Below are 25563 nucleotides of genomic sequence, written 5' to 3'. Positions count from 1 at the left end.
TATACTAATTGCTTTTGTTGCGATCGCAGACACGTTTTAGTCTCTATAAATCTCTGGATGAATAGGAATCGTGTGCCAATGGTTCAAGCAATCCAGACGCTTGGCCTCAACTTGCATTGCAGCAAATGGGAATGATGGCGATGAATGCGCAGGCTAGTCAAGCTCCCTGTCTCTTATTTGCGCAGCATGGTTGGGACGATCGCGCTTACCAAATTCAGCAGTTAGTTCAGAGCATCGCGCCCCAGCAGGCTCGCATCTATGCGCCGGATTTGGGACGATTCCGAACTTGGATTGCGATTGACCCTCTGATTCAAACTGTGGAGACGATCGCGGCCCAAGCGATCGCGCAGTATCCCGACCGGCCTCTGCGATTGATCGGTCACTCTATGGGGGGACTCCTGTGGCTGGAAGTCCTCGATCGCCATCGCGAGTGGTGGAGTCGCGTTCATAGCCTCGTGCTGATTGGCTCGCCAGTGGGTGGATCGGATGTCTGTCGCTTCCTCGATCCCTTGGGTTATTTGCCAACCATTGCCAAGGACTTAGGACGGAATCGTCGGCCAATCGCGGAAGCGATCGCTGCACAAATTCCGACCGCCTCGATTGTTAGCGACCTTGGCGACTATAGTGATGGCCTTGTGCCCGTGAACAGCTCGGAGTTTGCCCGAGCGACCTTGGTGACACTGCAGGGCATTACCCACGCTCGCCTTAAATCCGATTCGCGAGTGGCTGAGGCGATCGCTCAATTTTGGCAACGGCCTGTTGTAGCTCCCTCTCCTAGCGATCGCGTGGCAGACCTAGTTGCCAAGCTCCGCAGCCTCAATCTCACCGAGTGCAACCATCGTTATTTCAGCAAGGCCAGATTGCTCAAGACCCAACCCGAGGGCCTCAAAATTTGGCAGTGGTTAAGCGGATTACGAGTGCGACATGTCTTTGTCAGCAGCTTCGATCCACTCACAGGGCGCGATCGCTGTCGCTACGCGGCCTATACCGGCTGGCTGGACGATGCAGCACTGGCTGCGTTTCTTCAACAACTGTAATCGTCAGGCTTCAGGCGATCGCGTTTGTTGCTGAACAGGACTCGCATTGACCCCAAATAGTCACCTCATAGCGCTCTGGACGAAAGCCCGGAGGTAAAAGACTCAGATCGATCGGGGCGATCGCGTCCCAGTCGAGGTCTTGAATACTGCCACAGACTTGGCAGCGGCAATGATGGTGTGGCTCTGTGCGGGCATCGTAGCGGGTCACCCCTTCTTCCAAGAGCACCTCACGAATCAGACCCACTTCGCGCAGCACTGAAAGTGCACCATAAACAGCGGCTTTCGACGCCATTGGTAAGGCTTGGTTGATGTCCTGCAGGATGGTCTCGACGGTGGGGTGATCGTGACGACTCAGCAAATTGGCATAGACCGCATAGCGTTGTGGGGTCACCCGCAATCCGGCTTGCTGCAGGCGATCGCGGATATCGGCTGAAAGCACAGGAGTAGCGGTCATGGTGCCTAGGGCAAGAATCACTCAGTTGCCCTTATCCTAGCCTTTTTCCTAAATCGGACTCGGAACTGAAAGAAGATTGCTCTTGAGTTTGACGAATTTTTATCTAAGACTTATTCTTAGATAAGTTGTTTTCTGTCACAGGTATGGATCTCTCTAACCCCGTCACCTTGGCCAACCTCGAAGCAGCATTCGGGGGTGAATCAATGGCCAACCGCAAATACCTCTTCTTTGCAGACGTTTGCAAAAAACTCGGCCTCGCGGATTTAGCGAAACTGTTTCGGGAGACGGCCAATCAAGAGACCGAGCATGCTTTTGCGCATTTCCGATTGCTGCATCCCGAATTAGTCGTCGATGATCCGTCCAGCCTCAGCGAGGAGGAGAAGAAGCAAATCGCTGCTCGCTGCTTAGAACTGGCGATCGAAGGCGAGACTTACGAGTACACGACGATGTACCCCGAGTTCCACGCTCAAGCCGTGGCGGAGAAAGATGCGATCGCTGCCGCTGAGTTCAAAGAACAGGAGGAAGAATCCCGTGAGCATGCCGGCATCTTCAAGACAGCCGCTAAAAACTTTGGTCTCTTGACCCCGATCGAGGAGTACCACGCCAAGCAGTATGGTGTTGCGCTGCAAGCCTTGGCCGGTGGAGCCGCCAGCAAGGCACCTGCGGATACCAATCCAGCAACCCAGAAATGGATTTGTCTGCAGTGCTCGATGATCTATGACCCCGCCGTGGGCGATGCTGATTCAGGGATTGCTCCGGGCACACCTTTCGCTGAGATTCCAGACGATTGGTTCTGTCCCATCTGTGGAGCCACGAAGAAGACCTTCGTTCCTTACCAAGAACCCGCGATCGCCGCGTAATCCTTGCTGATCCCAACAGCGCTTAACCTGTCCCATCTTGCAAGATGTCTCACCAACGAGATGTTCCTGCAGGATGGGATTTTGGGATTCGACAAAGTTTGCTCCTGCCGAGTCTTCAAGCGTTCGGTGAACGTTAGCGTGGCAGCTCAGCGGCAGGAACCGGCTGCTTCTCTTCGCTGAGGAAGCGCACGGCTTCGAGAACAAAGCGACGACATTGCTCCGGCGATCGCTGATAGAACTGCTGCCAAGCAGCGGCCTTATCTTCGTCGTAGCGATCGCGGCGATCGGCGTGATCCGCAAGCCAAGCCAGACGGACTGCGTGGCCCACCAGGACATCCAACACGATGTAATCCTCCAGTCGCAGGCTGGGATTATCTGCGAAGAAGCTGTGCAGGCTCATCAGCGCTTCGATCGTGATCTGCCGATACTCCGGCGCATCGATTTTGTTGAGCAGGTGCTCAATGTAGAGTGCGAAATTCTTTTCGCCCGGCGTCATTTCGGCCAACAACGGATCGCTGTCAAGGCGATTGCGGCGCTCTAATTTATCGCCAATCACCAAGCCCCGACAGTGACACATCACTTCCCAAACACAGGGATAAAAGCGGGTTGGAACGCGGTTGAGAGCTCCTTCCCGCTGCCGTTGCAGATGCCAGTTTTTCTGAGTGGATTCTTCAGATTGACCGTTGGTTTCAGGAATCTGCCAAACGATGTTGGAGACTGCCGTGTTGAGGTGCAAACTCTCTTGCTGACGGAGGAGTTGATTGACGGTGTCAAAACCAAAGATCACCGATCGCAGCCGCTGCTTGACCTCATGGGGGCTGAGCTGCATCAACTGCTCATAGGCTTCATCCTGGGTCAGTTGTCGTTCCTGCGCGAGATCACTGGTCAGCAACAGAATCAAATAGCCTACGCGCAGGGTTAAGAAGCCTCGGAATTGATCAGGATCGCTCTTCACCAAGACATTGAGATGCACCAAGATCTCTTGCGTTAAGACCCGTTCGCGGATGTCTTCCCGACAGTAAAGGTTGATCTTTTCCTGCAGCTCCGGTGTCGTTAGCGGCTCCACAATCAAGGAATCGCGGCTATAGGCTTTGCCCACAGCAATTTGCTTTTGCCGCACCAGCAGATCTGTGACCGCATCCGCCAAGCTGATATCAACTCGACCCAGCAACCCTGCCGCCCGTCGCAACACGCCCCAGAGTCGCAGTTGCGCGCCGCGTTCGTAGACCTCTTCCAGCAAGGTGGTCAGACTAACGGGTGGGCGATCGCCATACAGCTGAATCTCGGCGGCTTCGCCCGCGATCGCCTGTAGATCCTGCAGCAGCTCCACTTGTTCGTAGAGGTTGGCACTGTCGCGCAGTTGCTGAATCAGCACCTCAATATCGGCCTCAACCTCCAAATCAAATTCCTGGCGGCGACTGAGGGGGCGATCGCTGGCTGGATCATGCTTGAGCCAGTATTGCTGTTGCTGTTGGCCGTCTTGAACGGCGGCTTCAACGAAGCGAAAGTCGTGCAGATCATCGATCCGTTCCGTCGAGGCCGTCCGCAACAGCTGTTGAAGCGGCCCCAGCTTAATTGCGACCCCGTAGCATTCTCCTTGCTGGAGTTCCGCCATTAAATCGAGTAGGGCTTCCTGACCGGTTTCCAGCATGGTGTGGGTGATCAATAGCGTCAGGGTCGGCCGACCCAAGGCATCCCAGTTGCGTTGGATGTAGCGCAATTCGCTCTTGAATTGGTCGATCAGCAGGGTGTAGTCCAAGGGCAAATAGGACTGCCGCTGATCGAGAAACGTCGGCAGAAAAACAACCCGTTCACCGGCCAGTCGGTAGACCTTCGCCGTGCTGAGGCTGCGGAGTCGGCGAATCGGACGACCGGTCAACCGCAGCTTGGCATTGCGGCCCACTTGGCCATAGACCTGCGCCAGATCGGCAGCGCTACGAATCTGAATGGGGGCAACCTGACTGGGGGTTTGGCTAGCGATACCCCGGACGGCTAGCTCGGCTTGTAACCGCTCATCCTCCGCAATCAGAGCAATTTGTACGAGCGGTTGCGATTGTGGTCGCTGCGATCGCAGATGACGACCCAGCGGATCGATATCACCCGGCGCAATGAGGTCATCCGCGAGCATTTGCCCGAGGAGATAGAGGCTCTGGGCCCAGACTAAGGGGATGTTGTCGTTCGGGAGGCGGGCCTGACTGCGGGGATTCGCCCGTTCGGCGTCAATGCGTTCGAGGGGCACATAGTACAGCTCTGGCAGCAACCCAAACTCGCCCTGCCGCACTTGCAAAAAGTCCAAGCGATCGCGGTAGTGCTGAGCCCGATCGCGATCGCCGGCAAACAGGCCATCCAGTAGCAGGTAGGTGAAAAACAGCGGCCACTCGCACTCAATGTGCTCAAACTGCTGCAATTCCCACGGCTCGTAGTGAAGGCGGCTAGTGTCTTCGATCGCCGTTTGGTGGCCATCGCGCAGGAAGCGCTTGCAGCCGTAGCGGCCTTCGAGCTTTTCAACGATTTTGTGGCGCGTCCGCTCAATCAACTCCGCATCTTCGACCGCAAAAGCTGGGAAGCCGATCACACTCAAGGTCGCCGCATCGACCTCCTTGGATGCGGATTCTCGGGGCAGCAGCGATCGCAGCGTCAGCCTTGTCCGTGCAATCTCATCCGGCATCACATGGATCACCGAGGACTGATCGCCTTCGATGCCAAAGAGATTGAAGCCGCTCATTGCTTCCAGAGCGGCCTTGGCCATGCCGATCGAGCTGGCATTCAGCTCCGCCTTGCCATGGTTGATTTTGTTGCCGCGCTCCCAGATGCCGTAGTCCGGTGTGCGGTAGGTACGGCCGATGTACCAGACCAGATTTTGAACAAAGTTGACCTCATCCAAGCTGTAGATAATCCGCAGCCCAGAGCTGGTCATCTGTGCCAGCATCAGCAGAAACAGCGAGGTGGCATCCAGTTGCAGATGCCCCCATTCGCTATCGCCGACGATTGTGCTGCCGGTGGGCGTGTCGTACTTGGCGTGGAGGGCGTCGAGGGGATCCTGCGTATTTTTAAAGCGCTCAACTTTGTCGGCCTGCTGCATCATCGAAAACAGCAAACCGCGCATCAGCTTAATGACGCTGTGCTCGAGCTGGTAGGCCCGCGTTGGTTGCAAGCCATGCTTGCGGTAAGCGATCGCCAAGCCCCAAACCGCGAGGATGCTATAGACGTTATCCCGCACCCAAGCATCTTGATAGTTGCCGTGATTATTGACCGCTGTACTCGCTGGCATCAGCCCCGACACGGGATGCTGACGCTCTAGGATGACCGCTTGAATTTGCTGATAGTAGCGGTCGAGTTGGGCTTCAACCGAAAGCGAGGTGGCGGGGGTCATGGCTCTCCAGTGGCAGCGAAGCGATCGCTTCACTCCCTAGAATTAACGTGTAATGGTCTGATCCTCCCAAAATCTGTCCGGAGCGAACAGCCCTTGTCAGGATGGCCTTCATGCCTTTGGTTTCCGTGCCCGATCGCCAGCGTCACAGCGTTCTGAAATTACCCGTCGATCTCTGCGCGGACTATCCAACTTGGTTGGGCGATCGCCTCAGCCAAGGTCAGGGCGCCCATGTGGTGACGATCAACGCTGAAATGGCGATGCAGGCAGAGCAGGATCCCGAACTACGGCGGGCGATTTGCGAAGCCGATCTTGTCATCCCTGACGGGGCTGGGGTGGTTTGGTATCTGCGGCTACGGGGCAAGAAAGTACGGCGTAGTCCCGGCATTGAATTGGCAGCGGATCTCATTCGCCAAGCAGCAGATTTAGGCTGGCAGGTCTTTTTCTTTGGCGGTGCGCCGAGTGTAGCGGCGGCTGCCGCCCAAGTCTGGCAACAGCAATATCCCAACCTGCGTGTGGCGGGTGTGCAGCATGGCTTCCTCAGCGATGAAGAGCGATCGCAGCTGCTGCGCGACCTCGAAACCCAGCAACCGCAACTGATTCTGGTCGGTCTGGGTGTACCCCGCCAAGAGTTTTGGATTCGTGAACATCGCCACCTCTCACCCCAGTCGATTTGGATGGGCATTGGCGGCAGTTTTGATGTTTGGTCGGGGCAAAAGCAACGCGCTCCGCGCCTGTTGCAGCAGCTCAACTTGGAATGGACTTGGCGGCTGATCCAAGAGCCATGGCGCTGGCGGCGAATGCTGGCCTTGCCTCGCTTTGCTTGGCGCGCCGTCACGGATTGGTCATGAGTTCAACTGCGAGCAGCGTCTTTGCTGACGAAACGCTGCTGTTTGAGCCAGCCACACCGATCGCTAATGCGGTGCCGCTAATTTTTGCTTTCCCGAATGAGTACAGCGTCGGGATTACCAGCCTCGGTTTTCAGGTCGTTTGGGCAACTCTGGCCGCGCGATCGGATCTGCAGGTTAGTCGCCTGTTTACGGACATTGCAGAATCCCTACCGCGCCAGCCGGAACTCCTCGGCTTTTCGCTGTCGTGGGAACTGGATTACGTCAATATTCTGGCGATGCTGGAGCAGTTGGGCGTGCCATTGCGATCGCGCGATCGTGGGGATGAGCATCCGCTGGTGTTTGGGGGTGGCCCAACGCTAACTGCCAATCCTGAACCCTTTGCCGATTTCTTTGACGTGATTTTGGTTGGTGACGGTGAGGTCTTGCTCGACGCTTTCATCGACGCCTATCAAACGGTGCGCGATCGCCCGCGATCGCAACAGTTGCGGCAACTCGCACAGGTACCGGGACTGTATATCCCTGCGCTTTACGAGCCAATTTATGAGGCTGAAGATGGGGCGATCGCAGCCATCCAGCCGATCGATAGCGACATTCCTGCCCAGATTGAGAAGCAGACCTATCGCGGCAATGTACTTTCGGCTTCAACGGTCGTAACGCCCCGCGCGGCTTGGGAAAGCATCTACATGGTGGAGGTGGTGCGCAGCTGCCCCGAGATGTGCCGCTTTTGCCTCGCCAGTTATCTGACCCTGCCTTTCCGCACGGCCAGCATTGAGGAATCGCTGCAACCCGCGATCGCCCGAGGATTGACGGCAACGCAACGGATTGGCTTACTCGGTGCTTCCGTGACACAACACCCCGAGTTTCCTGCCTTATTGGATTGGCTCGGGCAACCAGAGTTTGCCGATGTCCGCCTCAGTGTGGCCTCGGTTCGCACGAATACGGTCACTGAAAAATTCGCTAGCATTCTGGCGCAGCGTGGCACCAAGTCACTCACGATCGCAGTCGAAAGCGGCTCAGAACGGCTCCGCCAAGTGATCAACAAGAAGTTGGCGCAGTCTGAGATTGCTGAAGCGGCAGTCAATGCCAAGGCCGGTGGACTGCAAGGACTGAAGCTCTATGGCATGGCAGGAGTCCCAACTGAAACGGAAGACGATCTGCTGGCAACGGCAGACATGCTGAAAGGGCTGAAGAAAGCAGCACCAGGACTCCGGTTGAGCTATGGTTGCAGCACCTTTGTCCCGAAAGCCCAGACACCCTTCCAATGGCAGGGCGTGTCGCCGAAAGCGGAGAAGCGGCTGCAATTTTTGCAGAAGCAGTTACGGCCGCAGGGGATCGAATTTCGCCCAGAAAGCTATAGCTGGTCTGTGATTCAAGCGCTGATCTCCAGAGGCGATCGCCGCATTAGCGGACTGTTGGAGCGCGTTCGACACTATGGCGAATCGCTGGGCAGTTACCGCCGCGCTTTCAAAGAATTGAAGGGAACATTGCCGCCGCTGGATTTCTACGTTTTCCAAGATTGGGATCCTGAAGCAGCGCTGCCTTGGCAACATTTGCGTGGCCCCCTGCCAGTCGAAACCCTGCGCAAACACCGCCAACAAGCCCTGGCGATCGCAACTGCTGGGGTCGGATCCAAATAAGTAAGCGAGCCTCGTTGCAGTCATTCAGGACAACTTCATACGCTTTGCCTAAAACAAACTCAGTATTGAGTGATCCTCACATCACCCTTATCTCATAGGAATTGGGACTCAGCCCTGTAGACGACGATAAGCGCTGTCTCCGACCCGCTCGGATACGCTCAGGCCCAAGTGGTGAGCTTTAAGAATTGCCGATCGCACGAATTCTGTCGTCACTGGCATCGGCATGTTGCTGACAAAGGGGAAGCCCAGCGCAGCTTCACTGACGAGATCGATCGCATCCGTATCGCTGGCAGCAAGCGACAGTTGACCGAGATGAACCGGCAGGCCGACTGTGGCAAAGAACTCGGCGACTCGAATGGCTTCTTCAGGACGCGACTCCATCATCAGTTGGGCAAGAGTCCCCATGGCCACCATCTCGCCGTGTAGGTAGTTGTCGCGCACATGGGAGATAGCCGTATAGCTCTGGGCGACGGCATGGGCCCCCGCCAACCCACCACTCTCAAAGCCCAGCCCACTGAGCAGGGTATTCGCTTCCACCACTGACTCCAGCGCTTCATTGACCGTTTTGGCGGACACGGCGGCAGCGGCAGCACAGCCTTCCTGAAAGAGGGTGTGGGCACAGACTTCTCCGATCGCACAAGAAGCCAAGGTGGGACGAGCACCCACAGCTGTGACGGCGGCTGGATTGAGCAGACAGATACGCGCCTCGTACCAAGTAGCCATGGCGTCACCCATCCCTGCCACGAGGTAGCGCTCGGGTGCTGCGGCAATGATGTCGGTATCGACAACCACTAGGGCAGGGCTGTTCGGATAGAACTCGACTCCCTCTGAAATCCCCTCCGGAGAATAGAGAACAGAGAGTGCAGAGCAGGGGGCATCGTTGGACGCAAGGGTCGGGACAACGACGACAGGAATCCCCAACCGAAAGGCGATCGCCTTACCGGTGTCGATACACTTCCCACCGCCTGCAGCAATCACGCAGTCGATTCGCTCTTCTGAAAAAGCGGTGGTGTGAGTCGTGATTTCATCGCTCGTACATTCGCCCTGAAAGGTGCTGACGACAGCATCAACACCGGCTGATCGCAGTCCTGCCAGTAACGGCTCTCCTTCGTTGCGACTGCTGCGTTGTGACATCAGCACGCCGGCTCGCCTTGCTTGCATGAGGGAGAGGTAGCGGCCAACGCTGTGGATTACGCCGCGACCTTGGATGTAGCGCTGGGGCGAAATGAAGACGCGCGGGGCAGGAAAATCTTGGTCTTGCGGTGCGAAGACGGCTTGCGGGAGATAGGACGAAGAGACTTCCATGACTGGGCTCCGCTTGGCTGACCAAGGGTGAGGGCTCAATTGCGGAGCTTAGTTGCCCTATTCATTTGGCGGGAGTAAACCCTGTAAATCATTTAATTTCAGATGCACATTTCGATACATTCTGTTGAATGAAAACCTATCAATCCCATTCATTATCAGGATCGATTTTGTTGGTTTTATTGAGGCTCAATCGCCACAGTTACAGAAGCCGGTTTTGAGGTCGATTGGGGCTTGATGCTGGGATAGGGTTCGACTTGGGTTAATCGAACGCGATACCGTCCGATGACATGACTCTGAGGTTCTAGTGTTGTGTGAAAGGTGTAATCCTGACCCGCGATCGCTAAAACCACCTGTGCATCACCCTGCCAAACACATCGTGCCCCAGTGGGACAGCGGGAATCGGCCACGAGCGATCGGTATTGAATCGTGAGCTGGCTAGGAGTGGCGGTGATGGTTTTACCTAGCGGGATGGTGTAGCTCGCCGCATTTTGCGCGATCGCCAACATCTGAAAAGAAGCGAAATACACAATGCCTGACAACAGTTTTAAACTCATTAGCTCACGCAAAAAAGCTGGAGCATGTTTGCTAGATTGGTTTTCCGGGGCCAGTTGACCCAGGAAATTGCCAGCTCATTCCAGCAACAGTATTAATGACAGCACATATTAACTCAACTGTATGTTGTTGAATTTGATCGAGATATTGGCAGTCTATTGGAGTGTCAAAAATCATCATCTGACGATTAACAAAGAATGGTATGGAGGCACCATTTGAGTCCGGTGGTCTCCATGAGCCATGACAAAGAACATTTCTCATTTTTGAGGCTTCTCTCAAATTATCTAGAAGCTCTTGAAGATTCTCCATCAAAACATCTGGATGATCTTTTACTGATTTCTCATAGGAATCTATGAGATTTGATAGAGAGTCCTTCAGTGCGTGCTCTAGTTTTGGTAGCCATTCATCATAGGCCTGTTGAACTTCGTGCTCCTCATACACTTTTGTTGCTGTTAGTGCAAAAATTGCCTTTCCTAAGACTTCTTCTAGAAATCCGAAGGTCGCAACAGCCCGCCCTAGACTTTCCCAAAAAGAAGCCTCATGAAGGTGAGTTGGGAATTTTTCATGTAAACAAGTTTGATCAACCTAATATTGAGATAAGTTTTTATCGATTTCATTCATCTATTAGAAAAGTAAACTTCCCCAAAAATCCCCACACCGTAGAGATTAACAGCGTGGGGATGGAGTTAGAGAATTAAGGCTTAGGCCAGATCAAAGCGATCGGCATTCATCACCTTCGTCCAAGCAGCGACAAAGTCCCGCACAAACTTCTCTTTGTTGTCGTTCTGGGCATAGACCTCTGCGTAGGCTCGCAGAATCGAATTTGATCCAAAGACCAAATCGACTCGTGTTGCCGTCCACTTCACCTGATTCGTCTTGCGATCGCAGATTTCATACAGGTTTTTACCGGCTGGCTTCCACAGATAGTTCATGTCGGTCAAATTCACGAAGAAGTCATTGGTTAATACCCCTTCGCGATCGGTGAAGACACCGTGCTTCGTGCCGCCATAGTTTGTCCCCAGCACGCGCATCCCGCCAATCAACACCGTCATCTCTGGCGCAGTTAGGCCCAGCAGTTGCGTGCGATCGAGTAGCAACTCTTCAGGCGTTGCAGCATAGTCCTGCTTGAGCCAGTTGCGGTAGCCATCATGGACCGGCTCCAGCACTGCAAAGGATTCCGCATCCGTCATCTCGTCGGTTGCATCACCTCGGCCTGGCGCAAAGGGAATCGCAATTTCAACACCAGCAGCCCTTGCAGCTTTCTCAACACCGACATTGCCCGCCAAGACAATCACATCGGCAACACTGGCACCTGTTGCGGCAGCAATCCCTTCCAGTACGGAGAGCACCTTCGCCAACCGCGACGGTTCATTGCCGACCCAATCTTTCTGGGGAGCGAGACGAATCCGTGCCCCATTCGCCCCACCGCGCTTATCTGACCCTCGGAAGGTTCTGGCGCTATCCCACGCGGTGCAGACCAGCTCACTGATGCTCAGCCCGCTCGCAGCGATCCGATCTTTCACGGCCTGAACGTCATAGTTGCGGTTGCCTGCTGGAATCGGATCTTGCCAAATCAGGTCTTCCTGCGGCACATCCGGGCCGAGATAGCGAGCCTTTGGCCCCATATCGCGGTGGGTCAGCTTGAACCAAGCCCGTGCAAAGACATCCGCGAAGTAGTCGGGATTTTGATAGAAGCGCTCCGAGATTTTCCGATACTCCGGATCCATCTTCATGGCCATGTCGGCATCGGTCATCACCAAGTTGCGGCGAATCGATGGATCCTCGACATCGACCGGGAGATCTTCCTCTCGGGGGTTAATCGGTTCCCACTGCCATGCGCCTGCGGGACTCTTCTTCAGTTCCCAGTCGTAGTTGAGCAGCATGTGGAAATAGCCGTTGTCCCACTGGGTCGGGTGGGGTGTCCAAGCCCCTTCCAGTCCGCTGGTGACGGCGTTGCGACCAATGCCCCGCTGAGTTTTATTAATCCAGCCCAAGCCCTGATCTTCGACATCTGCGCCTTCTGGTTCTGCACCCAGCAAAGCCACTTCCCCGTTGCCATGGCACTTGCCCACCGTGTGCCCGCCCGCTGTCAGCGCCACTGTCTCCTCATCGTTCATGGCCATGCGGGCAAAGGTGACGCGCACATCATGGGCGGTTCTGAGGGGATCAGGGTTGCCATCCACGCCTTCGGGGTTGACGTAAATGAGCCCCATCGTTACTGCCGCTAGGGGATTTTGCAGTTCGCGATCGCCCGAATAGCGACTGTGGGGGTTATCTGTCGGAGCTAACCATTCCGTTTCGGAACCCCAGTAGATATCCTTCTCGGGATGCCAAATATCTTCCCGACCAAAGGCAAAGCCAAAAGTCTTCAGTCCCATCGATTCGTAGGCGATCGTGCCCGCATAGGCAATCAGATCTGCCCAACTTAACTTGTTGCCGTACTTCTGTTTAATCGGCCAAAGTAGGCGACGTGCCTTGTCCAAATTGGTGTTGTCTGGCCAAGAATTAAGCGGCGCAAAGCGTTGATTCCCAGTGCCTGCACCACCGCGTCCATCGGCAATTCGATAAGTACCTGCCGCGTGCCAAGTCAGACGAATCATCAAACCGCCGTAGTGACCCCAGTCTGCTGGCCACCAGTCTTGGCTGTTGGTCATCAAGGCGAGGAGATCTTGCTTGAGTGCAGCAACATCGAGTTTCTTGACTTCTTCCTGATAGTGGAAGTCCGCCCCCATCGGGTTGGTCTTACGATCGTGCTGACTCAAAATATCGAGATTGAGATTTTTGGGCCACCATGCGGCTGGCGCCATGCTTGGGGTAGTTACGGCACCGTGCATCACTGGGCATTTGCCACCAGTTGTCGTTACGTTGTTACTCATGTCAGATTCCTTTCATGATTGGATGGCTACACACAGCACTCACTCGTACCAAGGAAGAATTGGGGAAGGGAGTTCAGTCACACAGGCTGGCGCAAGCCTCTACATGCTCTTGTGATTTTTGCCGATAAAAATCGCCAATATCTATTTGTCATAAATAGCAAGATATATTGACTTAAATTTGTAAATTTCCATCAAAGACAGCTACGATTCTTGCAATGTGCAAACCAGTGTGGCCCTATGATCTACGGGATAATTCCTGCAATCCAACAATTTAATTATATAAATCAACAACCTAAATCTTCTAGGATGGAGCCTGGTAAATAGCAGCCTAAAATTTAGCATTTTCAGATTAAAAGGCAATATATTATGCTGTCTATATGAGGATAATTTTATTGTTTTTAACCATAACGACTACCAAGATAATTAATAGAGACAGCAAGCACAAGTAGGGATTAATATTTAACATGAAGACTCAATCGTTTTTCACCCTGTTCTGCCAAGAAAGATTGAAGTAAACGGTAATCAGCCAATGCAGCTTAACTTTGCCTGCGATCGCTTCTATCACTATGCCGAGCTGACTCAACTTCTGCAGGATTGTGCAGCTGCTTATCCTCAGCTCCTGCGATTAGAGTCTTTGGGCAAAAGTCACGAAGGACGTGAGATTTGGTTGCTGCGGATCACGGACTATAGCAGCGGTGATGATACCGAGAAACCGGCACTCTGGATTGATGGCAACATTCATGCCACGGAGTTGGCAGCTTCCAGTGCCTGTCTACGATTTTTGCAGGTGCTGTTGCAGGGATTTGAGCAGGGTGATCCAGTCATTCAACGCTGTCTACAGCGCTGCACCATCTATTTATGTCCGCGTCAAAACCCAGATGGCGCTGAGTTAGCCCTTGCTGATCAGCCTCAGTTTGTGCGATCGAGCACGCGCCCCTATCCCTTACGCGATCGCGATTCGAGTGGTTTGCAAGAAGCCGATATTGATGGTGATGGTCGTATTCTCTTGATGCGAATTCCTGATCCGCACGGCGCTTGGAAAGTTCACCCCCAAGAACCGCGCCTGCTGGTGCGCCGTGACCCCGTTGAAAGCGGTGGCCAGTATTATCGAGTGCTACCAGAAGGATTAATTCAAGACTACGACGGTGATTTGATTCCGCTGCAACCCCGCCAGCAAGGCTTAGATCTCAATCGTAACTATCCCATCGACTGGCGACCGGAGCATGAGCAATTGGGAGCAGGCCCCTTCCCGGCCTCTGAACCAGAAGTACAAGCCATTGTCAAATTTTTAAGCGATCGCACCAATCTGTTTGCAGCCATTTCCTTCCATACGTTTAGTGGCGTCTTGCTGCGTCCCTACAGTCACAAACCGGATGAAACGTTCCCCGTTGCAGACCTGCGGACCTATGAAGTGATTGGAAAAGCGGGTGAGGAGCAAACGGGCTATCCAGCGATCGGGGTTTATCATCACTTTCGCTATGACCCCAAAGAGATTACAACGGGTGTCTTTGATGACTGGGCCTATGACCATCTCGGGCTATTTGCTTGGACCGTTGAAATTTGGAGCCCGCAGAAAGCAGCCGGCATCGAGAAATATGACTGGATTGATTGGTTCCGAGAGCATCCGGTTGAAGATGATTTGAAGTTCCTTGACTGGAACGATCGCGAGTTAGAGGGTAAGGGTTTTATTGATTGGTATCCCTTTGAGCATCCGCAGTTGGGGCCTGTGGAACTGGGCGGCTGGGATGACTTACATACCTGGCGGAATCCACCCCAAAAATTCCTGCAAGCAGAACTCGATCGCTTCCCGCAGTGGCTACTTTGGCAGCTACAAATTGCCCCGCAGCTCGAAGTCATTAGCGCAGAGGTTCAAGCCTTGGGCGATCGCCTCTATAAAGTCAAATTGGTCTTACAAAATAGTGGTTGGTTGCCGACCTACATCAGCCAAAAGGCCCTAGAGCGGCATTTGGTTGATCCACTGGTGGCGGAATTACAGTTGCCGGAGGGTAGTGAACTCTGTCAGGGCAAAGCGCGGCAAGAGTTGGGGCAGTTGGAAGGGCGAGCGCAGAAAGGAGTGATGCCTGAGGCTGATCCCACCAGCGATCGCGCCAAGGCGGAGTGGATTATTCGGGGCGATCGTGGTCAAGGGATCACGCTGGAAGCCCGTCATCCGCGTGCTGGTAAGCTGCAGCGATCGCTGACTTTGCCCTGACCTCCGCTTATTTGCCGATACAAAAGCGGCTGAAGATTAAATCCAACATCGATTCGGCGATCTCTTCGCCTGTGATTGAACCGAGTGCCGCGATCGCTTCTCGGAGATCAATCGTCCAAAAGTCGAGGGGAAGCTGCGCTTGCAGAGTTTCTTCAACACGTCGCAGGGCAGTTTGAGCAGCTGTCAGGGCGGCAACTTGCCGTTGATTCAAGGCCCAATCCCAATTGGCGCTGGTTAAGTCGCCGGTGCCGACTGCTGCCAGAATCGCTGCTTCCAAATCCTCAATGCCTTGTTGCTGAGCAGCTGCCGTCCAAACGATCGCTTTAAACTCCTGCTGTGGCAGGGCGATCGCGTTGCGTTCTGCTTCTGAAAGGCGATCGCGTTTGTTGATCACTAACAGGATGGGGCGATCGCCGACAGCCTCGAGAATGACTTGATCCGCTGCTGTCCAACCGACGCTGGCATCGATCGTCAGCAGTACTAGGTCAGCTGACTGAGCGGCTCGGCGCGATCGCTCGACCCCAATTTGCTCGACCTGATCGCTGGTTTCGCGGATACCAGCGGTATCAAGGACTTGCACCGGAATCCCACCGACAACCAGCTGCGATTCCACCAAATCACGGGTAGTACCCGGCAGATCCGTGACGATGGCGCGATCGCAGCGACTCCAAGCATTAAGCAAGCTGGATTTACCGACATTGGGCCGTCCTACGATCGCGACCTTTAGGCCAGTGCGCAGTAGCTCCCCGCGATCGGCAGTGGCCAGAATTGCTTGGAGTTCAGCCCCTGCTGCCGTTAATTGATCCGCGATCGCCTCCAAGTCCAAGGGTGGTAGATCGTCTTCGAAATCGATGCGGGCTTCGACTTCCGCCAAAATGTCCAAGCAGCGATCGCGGAGCTGGCGAATTGGGTGCCCCAACTTGCCCTGCAAGCTCCCCAGTGCAGCCTGTGCCGCTTGAGGCGACTGGGCAGCGATCAAATCAGCAATGCTCTCGGCCTGACTGAGATCCAAGCGGCCATTCAAAAAGGCTCGCAGGGTAAATTCCCCTGGCTCCGCTAGTCTTGCGCCAGCGCGAATACAGAGTTGCAGCGTCTGCTGAACTGGCATCAAACCGCCGTGGCAGTGCAACTCGACCACGTCTTCCCGCGTGTAGGAGCGGGGTGTCAGCATTGGCAATAACAGCGCTTCATCAATCAGCGCCCCCGACTCGGGATCGCGGATATAACCGTAGAGAATGCGGTGGCTTTCCCAGGGCTGTTGGCCCGCAATCTGGAAAATCTGGCGAGCGATGCTGGTCGCAGCTGCACCCGAAAGCCGCACAATGCCAACGCTTCCCTGTTGGGGAACAATGGCAGTGGCGATCGCGGCTATAGTATCGCCCGAAAAACCGACCATGCGAGCTGAATGAGGAGCAACGGTTCCGGTGTTATTATCCGCCCGCCAGCGTCGATACACTTGGCAGCAACGTTGGCAACGCCGCTGCCGCTATTGGTATTATCGAGCGTTGCGCCTTGAAGCTTGCCCAAAAGCTCTGGCGCGAGGCATTGGCCTTGGCGTGTTTGCAGGCTGTTTCCCGCTGTTTGGACTACAAATTTTGATCGGGGTCAGTCTCGCCACCTTGCTGCGGGGCAACAAAGTTCTGGCTGCCGCCGCCACCTGGATTAGCAATCCCTTCACCTATCTGCCGCTGTTCAGCTTCAATTTCCAGCTGGGACGATTGTTTCTGCCCACGGATAACCGCCTGCTGACTCTGGAAAAACTGAGCTCTTGGCAATCCCTACAGGAATTGGGCAGCGATTTCCTGCACGCCCTCATGCTGGGGAGTGTGCTGGTGGCAATCGCCCTAGGCTTTGCGGCCTACTGGATCAGCTTGAACTTGGCACGCCGGCATCATCATCGGCGACGGTTACGTCGTGCCGCCAGCGATTGAGCAGCGCTTCTAATGGCTCCCAGTTGTCATCGATTGCGATCGGGTCCCAAACGGATTCAACCACCGGCCGGATGGGTGCAATCTCTGGATTGGCTTGGGCGAGCTGCTGCTGAATGAGCGGCAGTTGCGACTCGGGTAGATGCGTTAGTACTTGGTGGTAGCGATCGCGCCAAGCTTGCCACTGGGCTTCTGGCAATGTCTCGCGATTAGTTGCGATCCAGTCGGGCACGATCGCACTGAGATCGCCGCGCCAACCGGGTTGGAAGTGAGTCCGAAGCTGTGCAAAAAACTCGTTGTAACCAATCGGAGCCTGCAGCAGCAGTTGCAGGGTGGCAATGATCAAGTCATCCGCGATCGCTGAATGGAGCTGATCGGCTTCAAAGCCCAGACGCCGCAGTATCAAACGGCTGTAGGTTGCTTGGTAGCGATCGCCAAAACCGGCGATTCCAGCTTCCAGATCGGCCGCCGACATCACCATGCCCAAGGGCACTTGCAGTAACTCCAGGTTGAGCTGGCAGATGCCGGGCTGGTTCTCGTAGCGATAGCGGCCACTGTGATCGAAGTAGGCAGCGGTGAATTTCGGGTCGAAGCGATCGAGAAACGCCCAGGGGCCATAGTCGAAGCTCTCGCCCACAATCGAAAGGTTGTCAGTGTTTAAGACCGCGTGGCAGAAACCTGCGGCCATCCACTGCGCTGCCAAGTCTGCGGTTCGCTCCGTCAGTTCTGCGTAGAACTTGGCATCAGCCTCCGGATCACCGAGCAGGTGGGGATAGTAGGTCGCGATCACATGATCGAGCAGTTGCCGCACCAGGTCCTTGCGCTGGAAGTAGTGCAGGCGCTCGAAGGTGCCAAAGCGGATATGGGTGCGATTGAAGCGCACCATCACCGACGATCGTGTGGGCGAGGGTTCATCGCCGCGCCAGAGTTGCTCTCCCGTCTCGATCAGACTGAAGCAACGCCCCGTCCGCACCCCGAGGCGCTGCAGAAATTCTGAGGCCAAGACCTCGCGCACACCACCTTTCAGGGTCAGACGACCATCGCCCCCCCGCGAGTAGGGCGTCCGTCCAGATCCCTTGGTTCCCAAGTCGTAGAGCCAGCCATCGCGTCCCCGCACTTGGCCATAGAGAAAGCCCCGGCCATCGCCCAAGTCTGGGTTGTAGATCCCGAATTGATAGCCGTGGTAACGCATCGCCAGCAAAGGCGATCGCCCTTCAAAGCGGCCAAATGCCTCAATGAAGTGTTCATCTGTCACCGCTGCGGGGTCTAACCCAAGGGTGGGAAGCAGGCGATCGTTACGGAATCGCAGTTGATGCAGTGGAAAAGTGGCGGCTTCCACGGGATCGGAGAACTCACTGCCCAAGCTGGCAAAAGCGGGTTCGTAGGGCAGGGTCAGGAAGGGATTAGTGCTAGGCATTCCTCTATTAGAGCGTTTCCAGCCAGCTGAATCACGAATGACTCAATCAGGCAGGGGGCACGCTCGCCAGGCGATCGCGCAATTGGCTGAGTTGGGCAAGCAGGCGATCGCGTTCGAAACTACGGGGGTCAATTCGTTCTCCAGATAGATCCACCTCTCGGTGGGTCGTGATCCGCTCAGCGGGCACTTCTGTCTGGGCAATCAACCAAGCGAGGCTACGATACTGCGCTGCGGTGTAGCCGCTGTGAGTCAGTTCGGCATCCTGGCCGTCCAGCGGCGTTTCCAGGGAGATGTGGTAGGCAAAACTGTTCACAGACGGGGGTTCCTGCGGGTCACCATAGAGGGTTTCAATCCCTTCTGCTGTGGGAAAACCCGACTCTGCCGCGCCATAAGCTTTGTCTTGAGCAGGGACGATGGAAATGATCGTGCCATTGCGGCGAATGATGGCGTGGTAACTGGCCGCTTCGGCCCCTAAATCTCCTTGTCGGAACCAGTCGACCGCTGACTCCGCCGAGTAAACCGTTTCATGCAGGACAATCAAAGGCTCGTTATCGACTAGGCTGCCATCAGCGTTGAAGCGGAGGCGATCGCCGTAGTTGTTGGGATGGGCCCAAGCGATTTCAAATTTAGGTGTGAGATCAGCTAATTCGGGAGCTGGGCGTAGGAAAAACTGTTGAAACGCGATCGCTGTTGGCAAGGTCACGATCGATTGCGACTGCTGTCCGTCGTGCAACAGGACGCCCGTTATCAGCACCCCTAAGAACAGCAGTAGACACCCCAGCCGTTGCCAGAATCGGCGCTTGGATAACGCTGCCATGAGCCTGGACACAGGCGATCGCTCCTCAAGGATCGGCACGACTCTGCGAGATCTGCTCAGGACCTGTCTGTCAAATCCAGCACAAGCCTAGCAATTTCAGGTTTTCAGGACTCAGTGGCTGCCCAAGTTCGACTCTGGAGGACGGCGATCCTGCGATCGCTGCCCCGGTCAGCGTGTCCCCATCTCGGTGGCTGCCGACCAGCAGAGAGAGATCACCTGCACGGCAATTCCAGCCAAAAAGGGCAATCAATCATCGGGCATCATGGAACCCCTGGCAGCGCAGCCCCTAGACTAGCGGCTCGGCTGCAACAGTGCTGCCGTTGCTGGCTGAGTGAGCATGCCACGATCAAAGGCGATCGCTCCCTGCTGTTGCGCCATGTTTTCTGCGACGCGCCGCCGCCTTGCACTTTGGTACACCCTCCTGACCGCCATTCTCCTCTTTGCTTTTGCCGTCAGTGCCTATGTCTATGTGCGCGGCACCCTCATCGATCGGGTGGATGACACCTTGAACCATGTCGTCGAGGTGATCGAGCGATCGCTGGTCATTGAACCCACAGGCCCAGATCGAGCCCCTCAGGTCAACCTCGAGATTAGCTTTCGTAGCCGCGAGGCCAGTGCCGAAGCCGATCGCATTGACCTGGAATGGTTCAGTCCAAGCGGCGATCGGCTGTGGAGCACTTTGGATGCCCCCTTGTCTGTGCCCCTCGCTCCCAGTCGTCGGGCTGAAACGGTCAGTTATCCCAGCCCCTACGATGAACCCGCCTTGGTCCGTCAGCTGACCGAACCGGTCATTTTCGATCGCCAATTGTTGGGTTACCTGCGCGTCAGCCATCCTTGGTTTGAGGTCAGCGCCCCCACCCAGCAACTGCTGATCGATCTGAGCTTTGGCAGTGCGCTGATGTTGGTGGCGGTGGCAGCGACAGGCTGGTTTCTCTCGGGTTTGGCAATGCGACCGGTCTACGAATCCTACGGGCAGCTCAAGCAGTTCACGGCTGATGCCTCCCATGAGCTGCGCAATCCAATCGCCACGATTCAGGCCAATGTGCAGGCAGCGCTGACCGAGCCGCAGAGCTTGGCACCCGAGCAACAACAGGTCTTGCAGGTAGTCGAACGCCTGACGCGCCGCCTGGGCAGCCTCGTGGATGACTTACTGTTTCTCGCCCGCCAAGACAGTGGCCTTCAGCAACCAGCGCCGGTTCAGAACTTAGACCTCGATGCGTTGCTGCTCGAAGTTGTGGAAGAGCAAAGCCTCACGGCCCAAGACCAGGGTGTGAGCTTGGATCTGCAACTGCCCGATACGGATCAACCCCTGCAACTGACGGGCATACGGGAACAATTGGCGCGCTTGTTTACTAATTTGATTGCCAATGCCCTGCAATATACCCTCGCTCCTGGGCAGGTAACGGTGCAGGTTCAACCCCAGAATCAGGGTTTACAGGTGGAAGTTCGCGACAGCGGCATTGGCATCAGCCCCGAGACACTACCCCACGTCTTCGAACGGTTCTACCGAGCTGATCCAGCCCGCCGACCCCGCGATCGCGGCGGTTCAGGGCTGGGGCTGGCGATCGCTAAGGCCATCGTTGAGCAACACCACGGCAAAATTCAGTTGCGCAGTCAGCTGGGACAGGGAACGACTGCCATCGTTTGGTTGCCGCTCCAGCAACCGGATTGAATGAGCGGATTGAACCTGCGATCGCCTGATTAGATGATGAATCCTCGGCGATCGCAGTCATGATTTCAGCCAAAGTCTAATCGGTCAAGTCAAGAGTGAAAGCGTTGGCATTTTTAGTATCAATTTCTGCAAATCCTTGGGTGATATAACCGCGACGTTCGCAGTTTTCATCGCCAAGAATTGAGAACTCTTCAGGATCACGAATACAGAATTCGTAGTCACCTTCCCAGAGCAGCGAGGCATCCGTATTTTCTGCGTAGTAGTAGTAATAACGCAGCCTGAGTCGGCCACCGACAACCGTTTCACAGCCTCGGGGTGAGATGGTATACCACCCCCGCGATCGCCAGGAGTCGCCTTCTTTATAACCAACGGCAAGGTTGACAGCCTTACGCGTTTTATTGCAGATCACCAGCTCCGCGCTGGCAGGTTCTGCAAAGCTGGCAAACCCGAGCCAAGCAACGGTCGAGACGGCTGCCAGTGAACAAACCTGACGGATACCCGAAAATAACTGCTTCATTCCAATCAGCCGAACAGTTTGCCTTCAGTGTCGAGGATCAATGCCGGACTGACAACTGCAAGAACATCATTTTTGCCCAGTGTTAACGTCTTTGCACAATCACTGTTTGCGGTGCCTGCGCCAAGAGTTCCTTCCAGAGGGTGGTCGTTGGCAGTTGTTCTAAGGTCAGTGACAACATCACGGCTTCAATGCCTCGACTCCGCATCAAGTCCAGCAGAGCTGAAGTGACCGATCGCGCACAGATTAAATCGGCTTGAATCGGTTGCCGGAGGCGGCTCTCTAAACGTCGCTGCAACTGATGGAGTCGTTTGGCAGAAACGGTTTGCCGAGGAAGGTCAATCTGACAGAGCGAGAGATCGGGATCGGGGATCAACTGCAGGAGCTGTTCCAAGGATTCTGCCAACCCCGTCTGGGGCACTTGAGCACTGAGAGGAATCAACCAATGGCGCAGAGGGAGAGTCGGGTGATCGCCTTGGACTAGTGGGGCGGCCGCCAAGAAGGTCGATCCAGGCTTGATCAATACCACTCGGCAGGGCGCCTGCTGCAAAATCTGGTCGACACCTTCGCGGAACAGGCGCTGGGCCAGTGATGCACCGCCGCCCCAACCCATCACCAATTCGTTGATGTGGCGATCACTAATCGTCTCCAGAATGGCCGCTGACAGGTCGTGACAAACCCGGATTTGCGTATGAACAGGAATATGCCAGCGGCGTCCTAAGCGCTCGGCCTGCTGTAGCATCCGCCGAGCACCGAGTGTGGAAACAGCCGTTTCCGATGGATCTGCTTCCCGAGAGACGGGGATGAGATGCAGACATTCCAACTCGTAGTTGCGCAGACTGGCGAGCCCCGCCGCAAATTGCAAGAGTGCTTGAGCAGTGCGGGGGTTGGCTAAGAGCACCAGCAGTCGTCCCTGACCTGTTGCGGGCGATCGCGTTTCGTAGGCAACATAGGAAGGTGCGATCGGGGCAGCTGCAATATCTTGACCGCTCAACAGCTCCGACTCTGCTCGGATGATGTCAGCCCGCGTGATGATACCCACCAGTTTGCGGCCATCGACCACGGGCACGCGACTGATCTGGTAACGATTCAGCACGTAGAGCACATGGGCCAAGCTGTCCTGCGGCGTTACGGTCAAGGGATGGGGCGTCATGACATCTTGGAGCCGCACTGTGTCGTCCTGACCTTTGAGGGTGTGCTCATCCAAGTCAGAACTGGTGACAATGCCCACCAGAACGCCTTGCTGAGTAACAGGAAAACCTCGATGGTGCGTACGGTTGAAGTGCTGGATTACCTCAGTTAGGAGCTGGTTCGCCTCCAGAGTTTCCACAGGACTGGCCATGACTTGGGCCGCCGTCAGCCCCAAGCTGCTATTGAGCGTCGGTAAGGACTCAGGTGCCGGTGTTTGGCTAGGCGATCGCCCGAGGCTAGCGATTCCATAGGCGGTGATCGAGGCCACCATCAGCGGCAGCACCGCGTTGAAATCGCGGGTCATCTCAAACACAATCACGATCGCGGTGATGGGCCCTTGCGTAACGGCGCTAAACATCGCGCCCATGCCCGCCAGTGCATAGGTTGCTGGCGCATCGATCCGTAGAGGAATCCCAATCTGTAGAAAGATCGCTTGAATGGAGAGCACCACGCCTAGCCCCAGACTGGAGCCGAGCACAAGGGCCGGTGCAAAAATCCCGCCAGAGGCACCAGAACCAGCGGCAACCAGCGTCAGCCCGAAGTTGATCGTCAACATGACGAGGGCGATCGTGCTGCTATCCGGGATCGTCACTGTAAAAGGGTTGCTGAGTCCTTGCCGCATCGCGACAGGTAGAGCCAGCAGCAGCAGCGCTGAAATGCCACTGGCGATCGCGACTCGCCACGGCAGACCCTTGACCGGCAAGCGTTCATAGCAGCGTTGACTGAACACCAAGCCACGATTAAACAAAATGCCAAGGCCACCGGCGAGCAGACCCAACAGCAGCACCACCGGCAGCTCTGGCACGGTCAAAGCAGCCGGAGCTGCCACAATTTCAGAGCTGAAACTCAGGCTTTGGCTACCGAGAATGCCCGAGACGACCGCGCCGATGAAGGCAGCAAGAACTGCGGTTCCGAGGGTAAAGCTAGAGACATCGTGGAGCAGCTGCTCAAGGACCAACATCACGCCAGCCAGAGGTGCGTTAAACCCTGCCGCCAGTCCTGCTGCTGCCCCTGAAGCAATTAACTGTCGTCGGTAGTCGGGTGACGTGGGAAACCACTGGCTCATCTGCCCCGCAAGGGAGGCTCCCACCTGCACAGTTGGTCCTTGGCGCCCTAGAGGGAGCCCCGAGCCCAACACCAGCATCGTGCTGGCAATTTTGACGATCGCGACCCGCAGGTTCAAGGCGATACGGCTGCCTGACAGCGCGGCTTGCACTTGACTGATGCCGCTGCCCTCAGCTTCGGGGGCAAAGCGCTGTACCAACCAACCGGCGATCGCGCCCAGAATGGGTGGCAGGAGTAGCTGCAGACCGAGCGGCAGTCCTGGGCGATCGCGCAGATCTTGAACCCCAGTTGCACCCAGTTTGAGCAGGAAGGCACTCGCCCCTGAGACGAGTCCGATCGCGCAGGCTTCCAGCACAGCCCACTGCTGCGCTTTGGCAAACCGAGGCGGAAAACGCAGAGGAAACACGCATCAGTTGAGCGAAACGCTTGTGTAGCCTAGCGCGGCCAGCTCAGAATCGATCCACTGTGATGTTTTGCCGCGACCCACTGCGATCGCGACTTTCCCTCAGCAGACTAGAGCGCACTGACCACCGAGAGGGCCGGCACCGCGATCGCGGGCGTCCAGCAGTTACCCTGCCAGCTCAGGTCATTAGCCAGTTGACAGTCCTGTAATGCGGTGTAGACATTTCCCGCCAGCATGGTGTCTTTGACTCGGCCAGTAATTTGACCGTTTTGGATGCGATAGCCCAAGTCGACATTGACCGAAAAATCACCAGCTAGATCGGGGCCGCCGCCCAGGGTTTGATCGAGCAGAATGCCATCGTCGATCGCAGCAATCAACTCCGGCAGGGAAGCCATACCGGGTTCCAGACAACAGTTGACCAAGGCGGGTTGCGGATAGCTACCCAATCCGGGGCGGAAGCCATTACCCGTCGTTTCGCTGGGCTGTTGGCCGCAGCGGCGATCGCGGTAGAACTGGCGCAGGACTCCGGCTTCGATCAGCATTAGAGACTGGGTGCGATCGCCCGCGTCATCAAAGGGACAGGCATAGGGTCCAAAGTCAGGCTGTTGCCGCAGCGTCACTGCTGGACTAAGAACGCGATCGCCTAGCCGCTCACTCCACGGTGAACTCCCTTCCTGCACCCGCTGACCATTCAAAGCGGCTTGCACCGTTCCCCAGAGCAGATCCGTCGCCCGAGCAGCAATCACAACTGGGCGTTGACCTTGGGGGGCAGACACACTTTGCTCGGCCCATTGCAGCCGCTGCAGAATCGAGGCCGTCAGTGCGGCTGGGTCGAGGATTGCGTTCTCTAGGGCTTCTTCACCGACTGCTAGAAAGTCTTCACCCCGCGTCCATTCCACCTGCAAGTAGGCGCTAAGGCTGACATCTTGCTGCTGCAAATCCAGCCCCCGACTGTCGATCAGGCGCACGGCTTCCTGACTGCAGCTCCATTCACCGCTACAGAGAACAGCCGGATAGCGATCGCGGATCTGGGCGATCGCCGCTTGACCCGCCGTGATCAAGGCTTCTCGCTCAACGGGCGATCGCTTGTCCAGAAACTGAGCCTGCCATGGCTCAGCCAACAGCGGCTCTTCCGGATCGTTGAGATCGCTGAGAGCACAGGCGCGATCGACTAGTTGCTGTGGATCGACAGGGCCATAGGCGACAGCAAGTCCCGGTTTCCCCTGCCGCCACAACCGCAGGGCTACGCCCTCCGACTGCGTTGATTCCAGCTGTTTGAGGTCATTGGCTTCGAAGTAGACCGGCCGCGATTCACTGCTACTCCAGTAGACCTCGGCCAGCTCCGCACCCGATCGCCGTGCCAAATCCAGCAGTTGTTCCGGCTGCAACTCGTTGCTCATCG

The 25563-nt window shown here is 55.9% G+C and carries 19 protein-coding genes; 7 read left to right on the top strand and 12 right to left on the bottom strand.

Annotated elements, in window-relative coordinates; genetic code table 11:
• Positions 1-131: 131 nt before the first annotated feature.
• Positions 132-1037, top strand: a complete 906-nt coding sequence (locus tag DOP62_RS01995; protein ID WP_370538845.1) for an alpha/beta hydrolase — start codon at positions 132-134, stop codon at positions 1035-1037.
• 10 nt (positions 1038-1047) lie between these two features.
• On the opposite strand, the gene DOP62_RS01990 is transcribed toward DOP62_RS01995, so the two are convergent.
• Positions 1048-1491, bottom strand: a complete 444-nt coding sequence (locus DOP62_RS01990) for a Fur family transcriptional regulator (RefSeq protein WP_208672990.1) — start codon at positions 1489-1491, stop codon at positions 1048-1050.
• Positions 1492-1634: 143 nt separating this feature from the next.
• On the opposite strand from DOP62_RS01990, the gene DOP62_RS01985 reads away from it, so the two are divergent.
• Positions 1635-2351, top strand: a complete 717-nt coding sequence (locus tag DOP62_RS01985; RefSeq protein ID WP_208672991.1) for a rubrerythrin family protein — start codon at positions 1635-1637, stop codon at positions 2349-2351.
• A gap of 133 nt (positions 2352-2484) precedes the next feature.
• Here DOP62_RS01985 and DOP62_RS01980 read toward each other — a convergent pair whose 3' ends face one another.
• On the bottom strand, positions 2485-5724 hold the full coding sequence (locus DOP62_RS01980; RefSeq protein ID WP_208672993.1) for a glycoside hydrolase family 15 protein: 3240 nt from the start codon (positions 5722-5724) through the stop codon (positions 2485-2487).
• A 110-nt stretch (positions 5725-5834) separates the two neighbouring features.
• Between DOP62_RS01980 and DOP62_RS01975 the strand changes: the two genes are divergently transcribed.
• Both DOP62_RS01975 and DOP62_RS01970 read left to right on the top strand, forming a co-directional pair.
• Positions 5835-6572, top strand: coding sequence for a WecB/TagA/CpsF family glycosyltransferase (locus tag DOP62_RS01975; protein ID WP_261789786.1), 738 nt, complete (start codon positions 5835-5837; stop codon positions 6570-6572).
• Positions 6569-8209: a B12-binding domain-containing radical SAM protein gene (locus DOP62_RS01970; protein WP_208672997.1), complete on the top strand. Its 1641-nt coding sequence runs from the start codon at positions 6569-6571 to the stop codon at positions 8207-8209. Before DOP62_RS01975 ends, DOP62_RS01970 begins: the two co-directional genes overlap by 4 nt.
• 108 nt (positions 8210-8317) lie before the next feature.
• Here DOP62_RS01970 and DOP62_RS01965 read toward each other — a convergent pair whose 3' ends face one another.
• The 4 genes from DOP62_RS01965 to katG all read right to left on the bottom strand — a co-directional run bounded on the left by DOP62_RS01965 (position 8318) and on the right by katG (position 12942).
• Positions 8318-9514, bottom strand: coding sequence for a glycerol dehydrogenase (locus tag DOP62_RS01965; RefSeq protein ID WP_208672999.1), 1197 nt, complete (start codon positions 9512-9514; stop codon positions 8318-8320).
• A 176-nt stretch (positions 9515-9690) separates the two neighbouring features.
• Entirely contained in the window at positions 9691-10068 is a 378-nt protein-coding gene (locus DOP62_RS01960) for a hypothetical protein (RefSeq protein WP_208673001.1), read from the bottom strand.
• Positions 10069-10099: 31 nt separating this feature from the next.
• Positions 10100-10507: a hypothetical protein gene (locus DOP62_RS01955; protein WP_222610236.1), complete on the bottom strand. Its 408-nt coding sequence runs from the start codon at positions 10505-10507 to the stop codon at positions 10100-10102.
• A gap of 260 nt (positions 10508-10767) precedes the next feature.
• A complete protein-coding gene (katG, locus tag DOP62_RS01950; RefSeq protein WP_208673003.1) occupies positions 10768-12942 on the bottom strand; it encodes a catalase/peroxidase HPI in 2175 nt (724 codons plus the stop codon).
• A gap of 529 nt (positions 12943-13471) precedes the next feature.
• Here katG and DOP62_RS01945 point away from each other — a divergent pair.
• Positions 13472-15154 carry a M14 family metallopeptidase gene (locus DOP62_RS01945; protein WP_208673005.1) on the top strand — a complete coding sequence of 561 codons (1683 nt, stop codon included), beginning with the start codon at positions 13472-13474 and terminating at the stop codon, positions 15152-15154.
• A gap of 7 nt (positions 15155-15161) precedes the next feature.
• Here the strand turns inward: DOP62_RS01945 and mnmE are convergent, their stop codons facing one another.
• Positions 15162-16550 carry a tRNA uridine-5-carboxymethylaminomethyl(34) synthesis GTPase MnmE gene (mnmE, locus tag DOP62_RS01940; RefSeq protein ID WP_208673007.1) on the bottom strand — a complete coding sequence of 463 codons (1389 nt, stop codon included), beginning with the start codon at positions 16548-16550 and terminating at the stop codon, positions 15162-15164.
• 28 nt (positions 16551-16578) lie between these two features.
• Between mnmE and DOP62_RS01935 the strand changes: the two genes are divergently transcribed.
• The gene (locus DOP62_RS01935) at positions 16579-17085 is read left to right on the top strand and encodes a DUF2062 domain-containing protein (RefSeq protein WP_208673009.1); all 507 of its coding nucleotides are present in this window, start codon (positions 16579-16581) and stop codon (positions 17083-17085) included.
• Here DOP62_RS01935 and DOP62_RS01930 read toward each other — a convergent pair.
• Entirely contained in the window at positions 17021-18499 is a 1479-nt protein-coding gene (locus DOP62_RS01930) for a protein adenylyltransferase SelO (RefSeq protein ID WP_208673011.1), read from the bottom strand. The two genes, DOP62_RS01935 and DOP62_RS01930, sit on opposite strands and share 65 nt — an antisense overlap.
• A 46-nt stretch (positions 18500-18545) precedes the next feature.
• Entirely contained in the window at positions 18546-19316 is a 771-nt protein-coding gene (locus tag DOP62_RS01925; RefSeq protein WP_261789788.1) for a peptidoglycan recognition protein family protein, read from the bottom strand.
• Between the two features lie 376 nt (positions 19317-19692).
• On the opposite strand from DOP62_RS01925, the gene manS reads away from it, so the two are divergent.
• Complete coding sequence (manS, locus tag DOP62_RS01920; protein ID WP_208673015.1) at positions 19693-20988, top strand: photosynthesis regulation sensor histidine kinase ManS; 1296 nt, start codon at positions 19693-19695, stop codon at positions 20986-20988.
• Positions 20989-21064: 76 nt separating this feature from the next.
• On the opposite strand, the gene DOP62_RS01915 is transcribed toward manS, so the two are convergent.
• From DOP62_RS01915 to DOP62_RS01905, 3 genes are all read right to left on the bottom strand, one after another.
• Positions 21065-21505: a DUF1036 domain-containing protein gene (locus tag DOP62_RS01915; RefSeq protein ID WP_228383006.1), complete on the bottom strand. Its 441-nt coding sequence runs from the start codon at positions 21503-21505 to the stop codon at positions 21065-21067.
• Positions 21506-21587: 82 nt separating this feature from the next.
• Positions 21588-24164, bottom strand: coding sequence for a chloride channel protein (locus tag DOP62_RS01910; protein WP_208673016.1), 2577 nt, complete (start codon positions 24162-24164; stop codon positions 21588-21590).
• 107 nt (positions 24165-24271) lie between these two features.
• On the bottom strand, positions 24272-25561 hold the full coding sequence (locus DOP62_RS01905) for a TldD/PmbA family protein (RefSeq protein WP_208673018.1): 1290 nt from the start codon (positions 25559-25561) through the stop codon (positions 24272-24274).
• Positions 25562-25563: the final 2 nt, after the last annotated feature.

Source organism: Synechococcus elongatus PCC 11801, assembly GCF_003846445.2.
GTDB lineage: Bacteria > Cyanobacteriota > Cyanobacteriia > Synechococcales > Synechococcaceae > Synechococcus > Synechococcus elongatus_A.
Note: the sequence above shows the minus strand (reverse complement) of the source record. Positions and strands in the feature narration are given on the sequence as shown.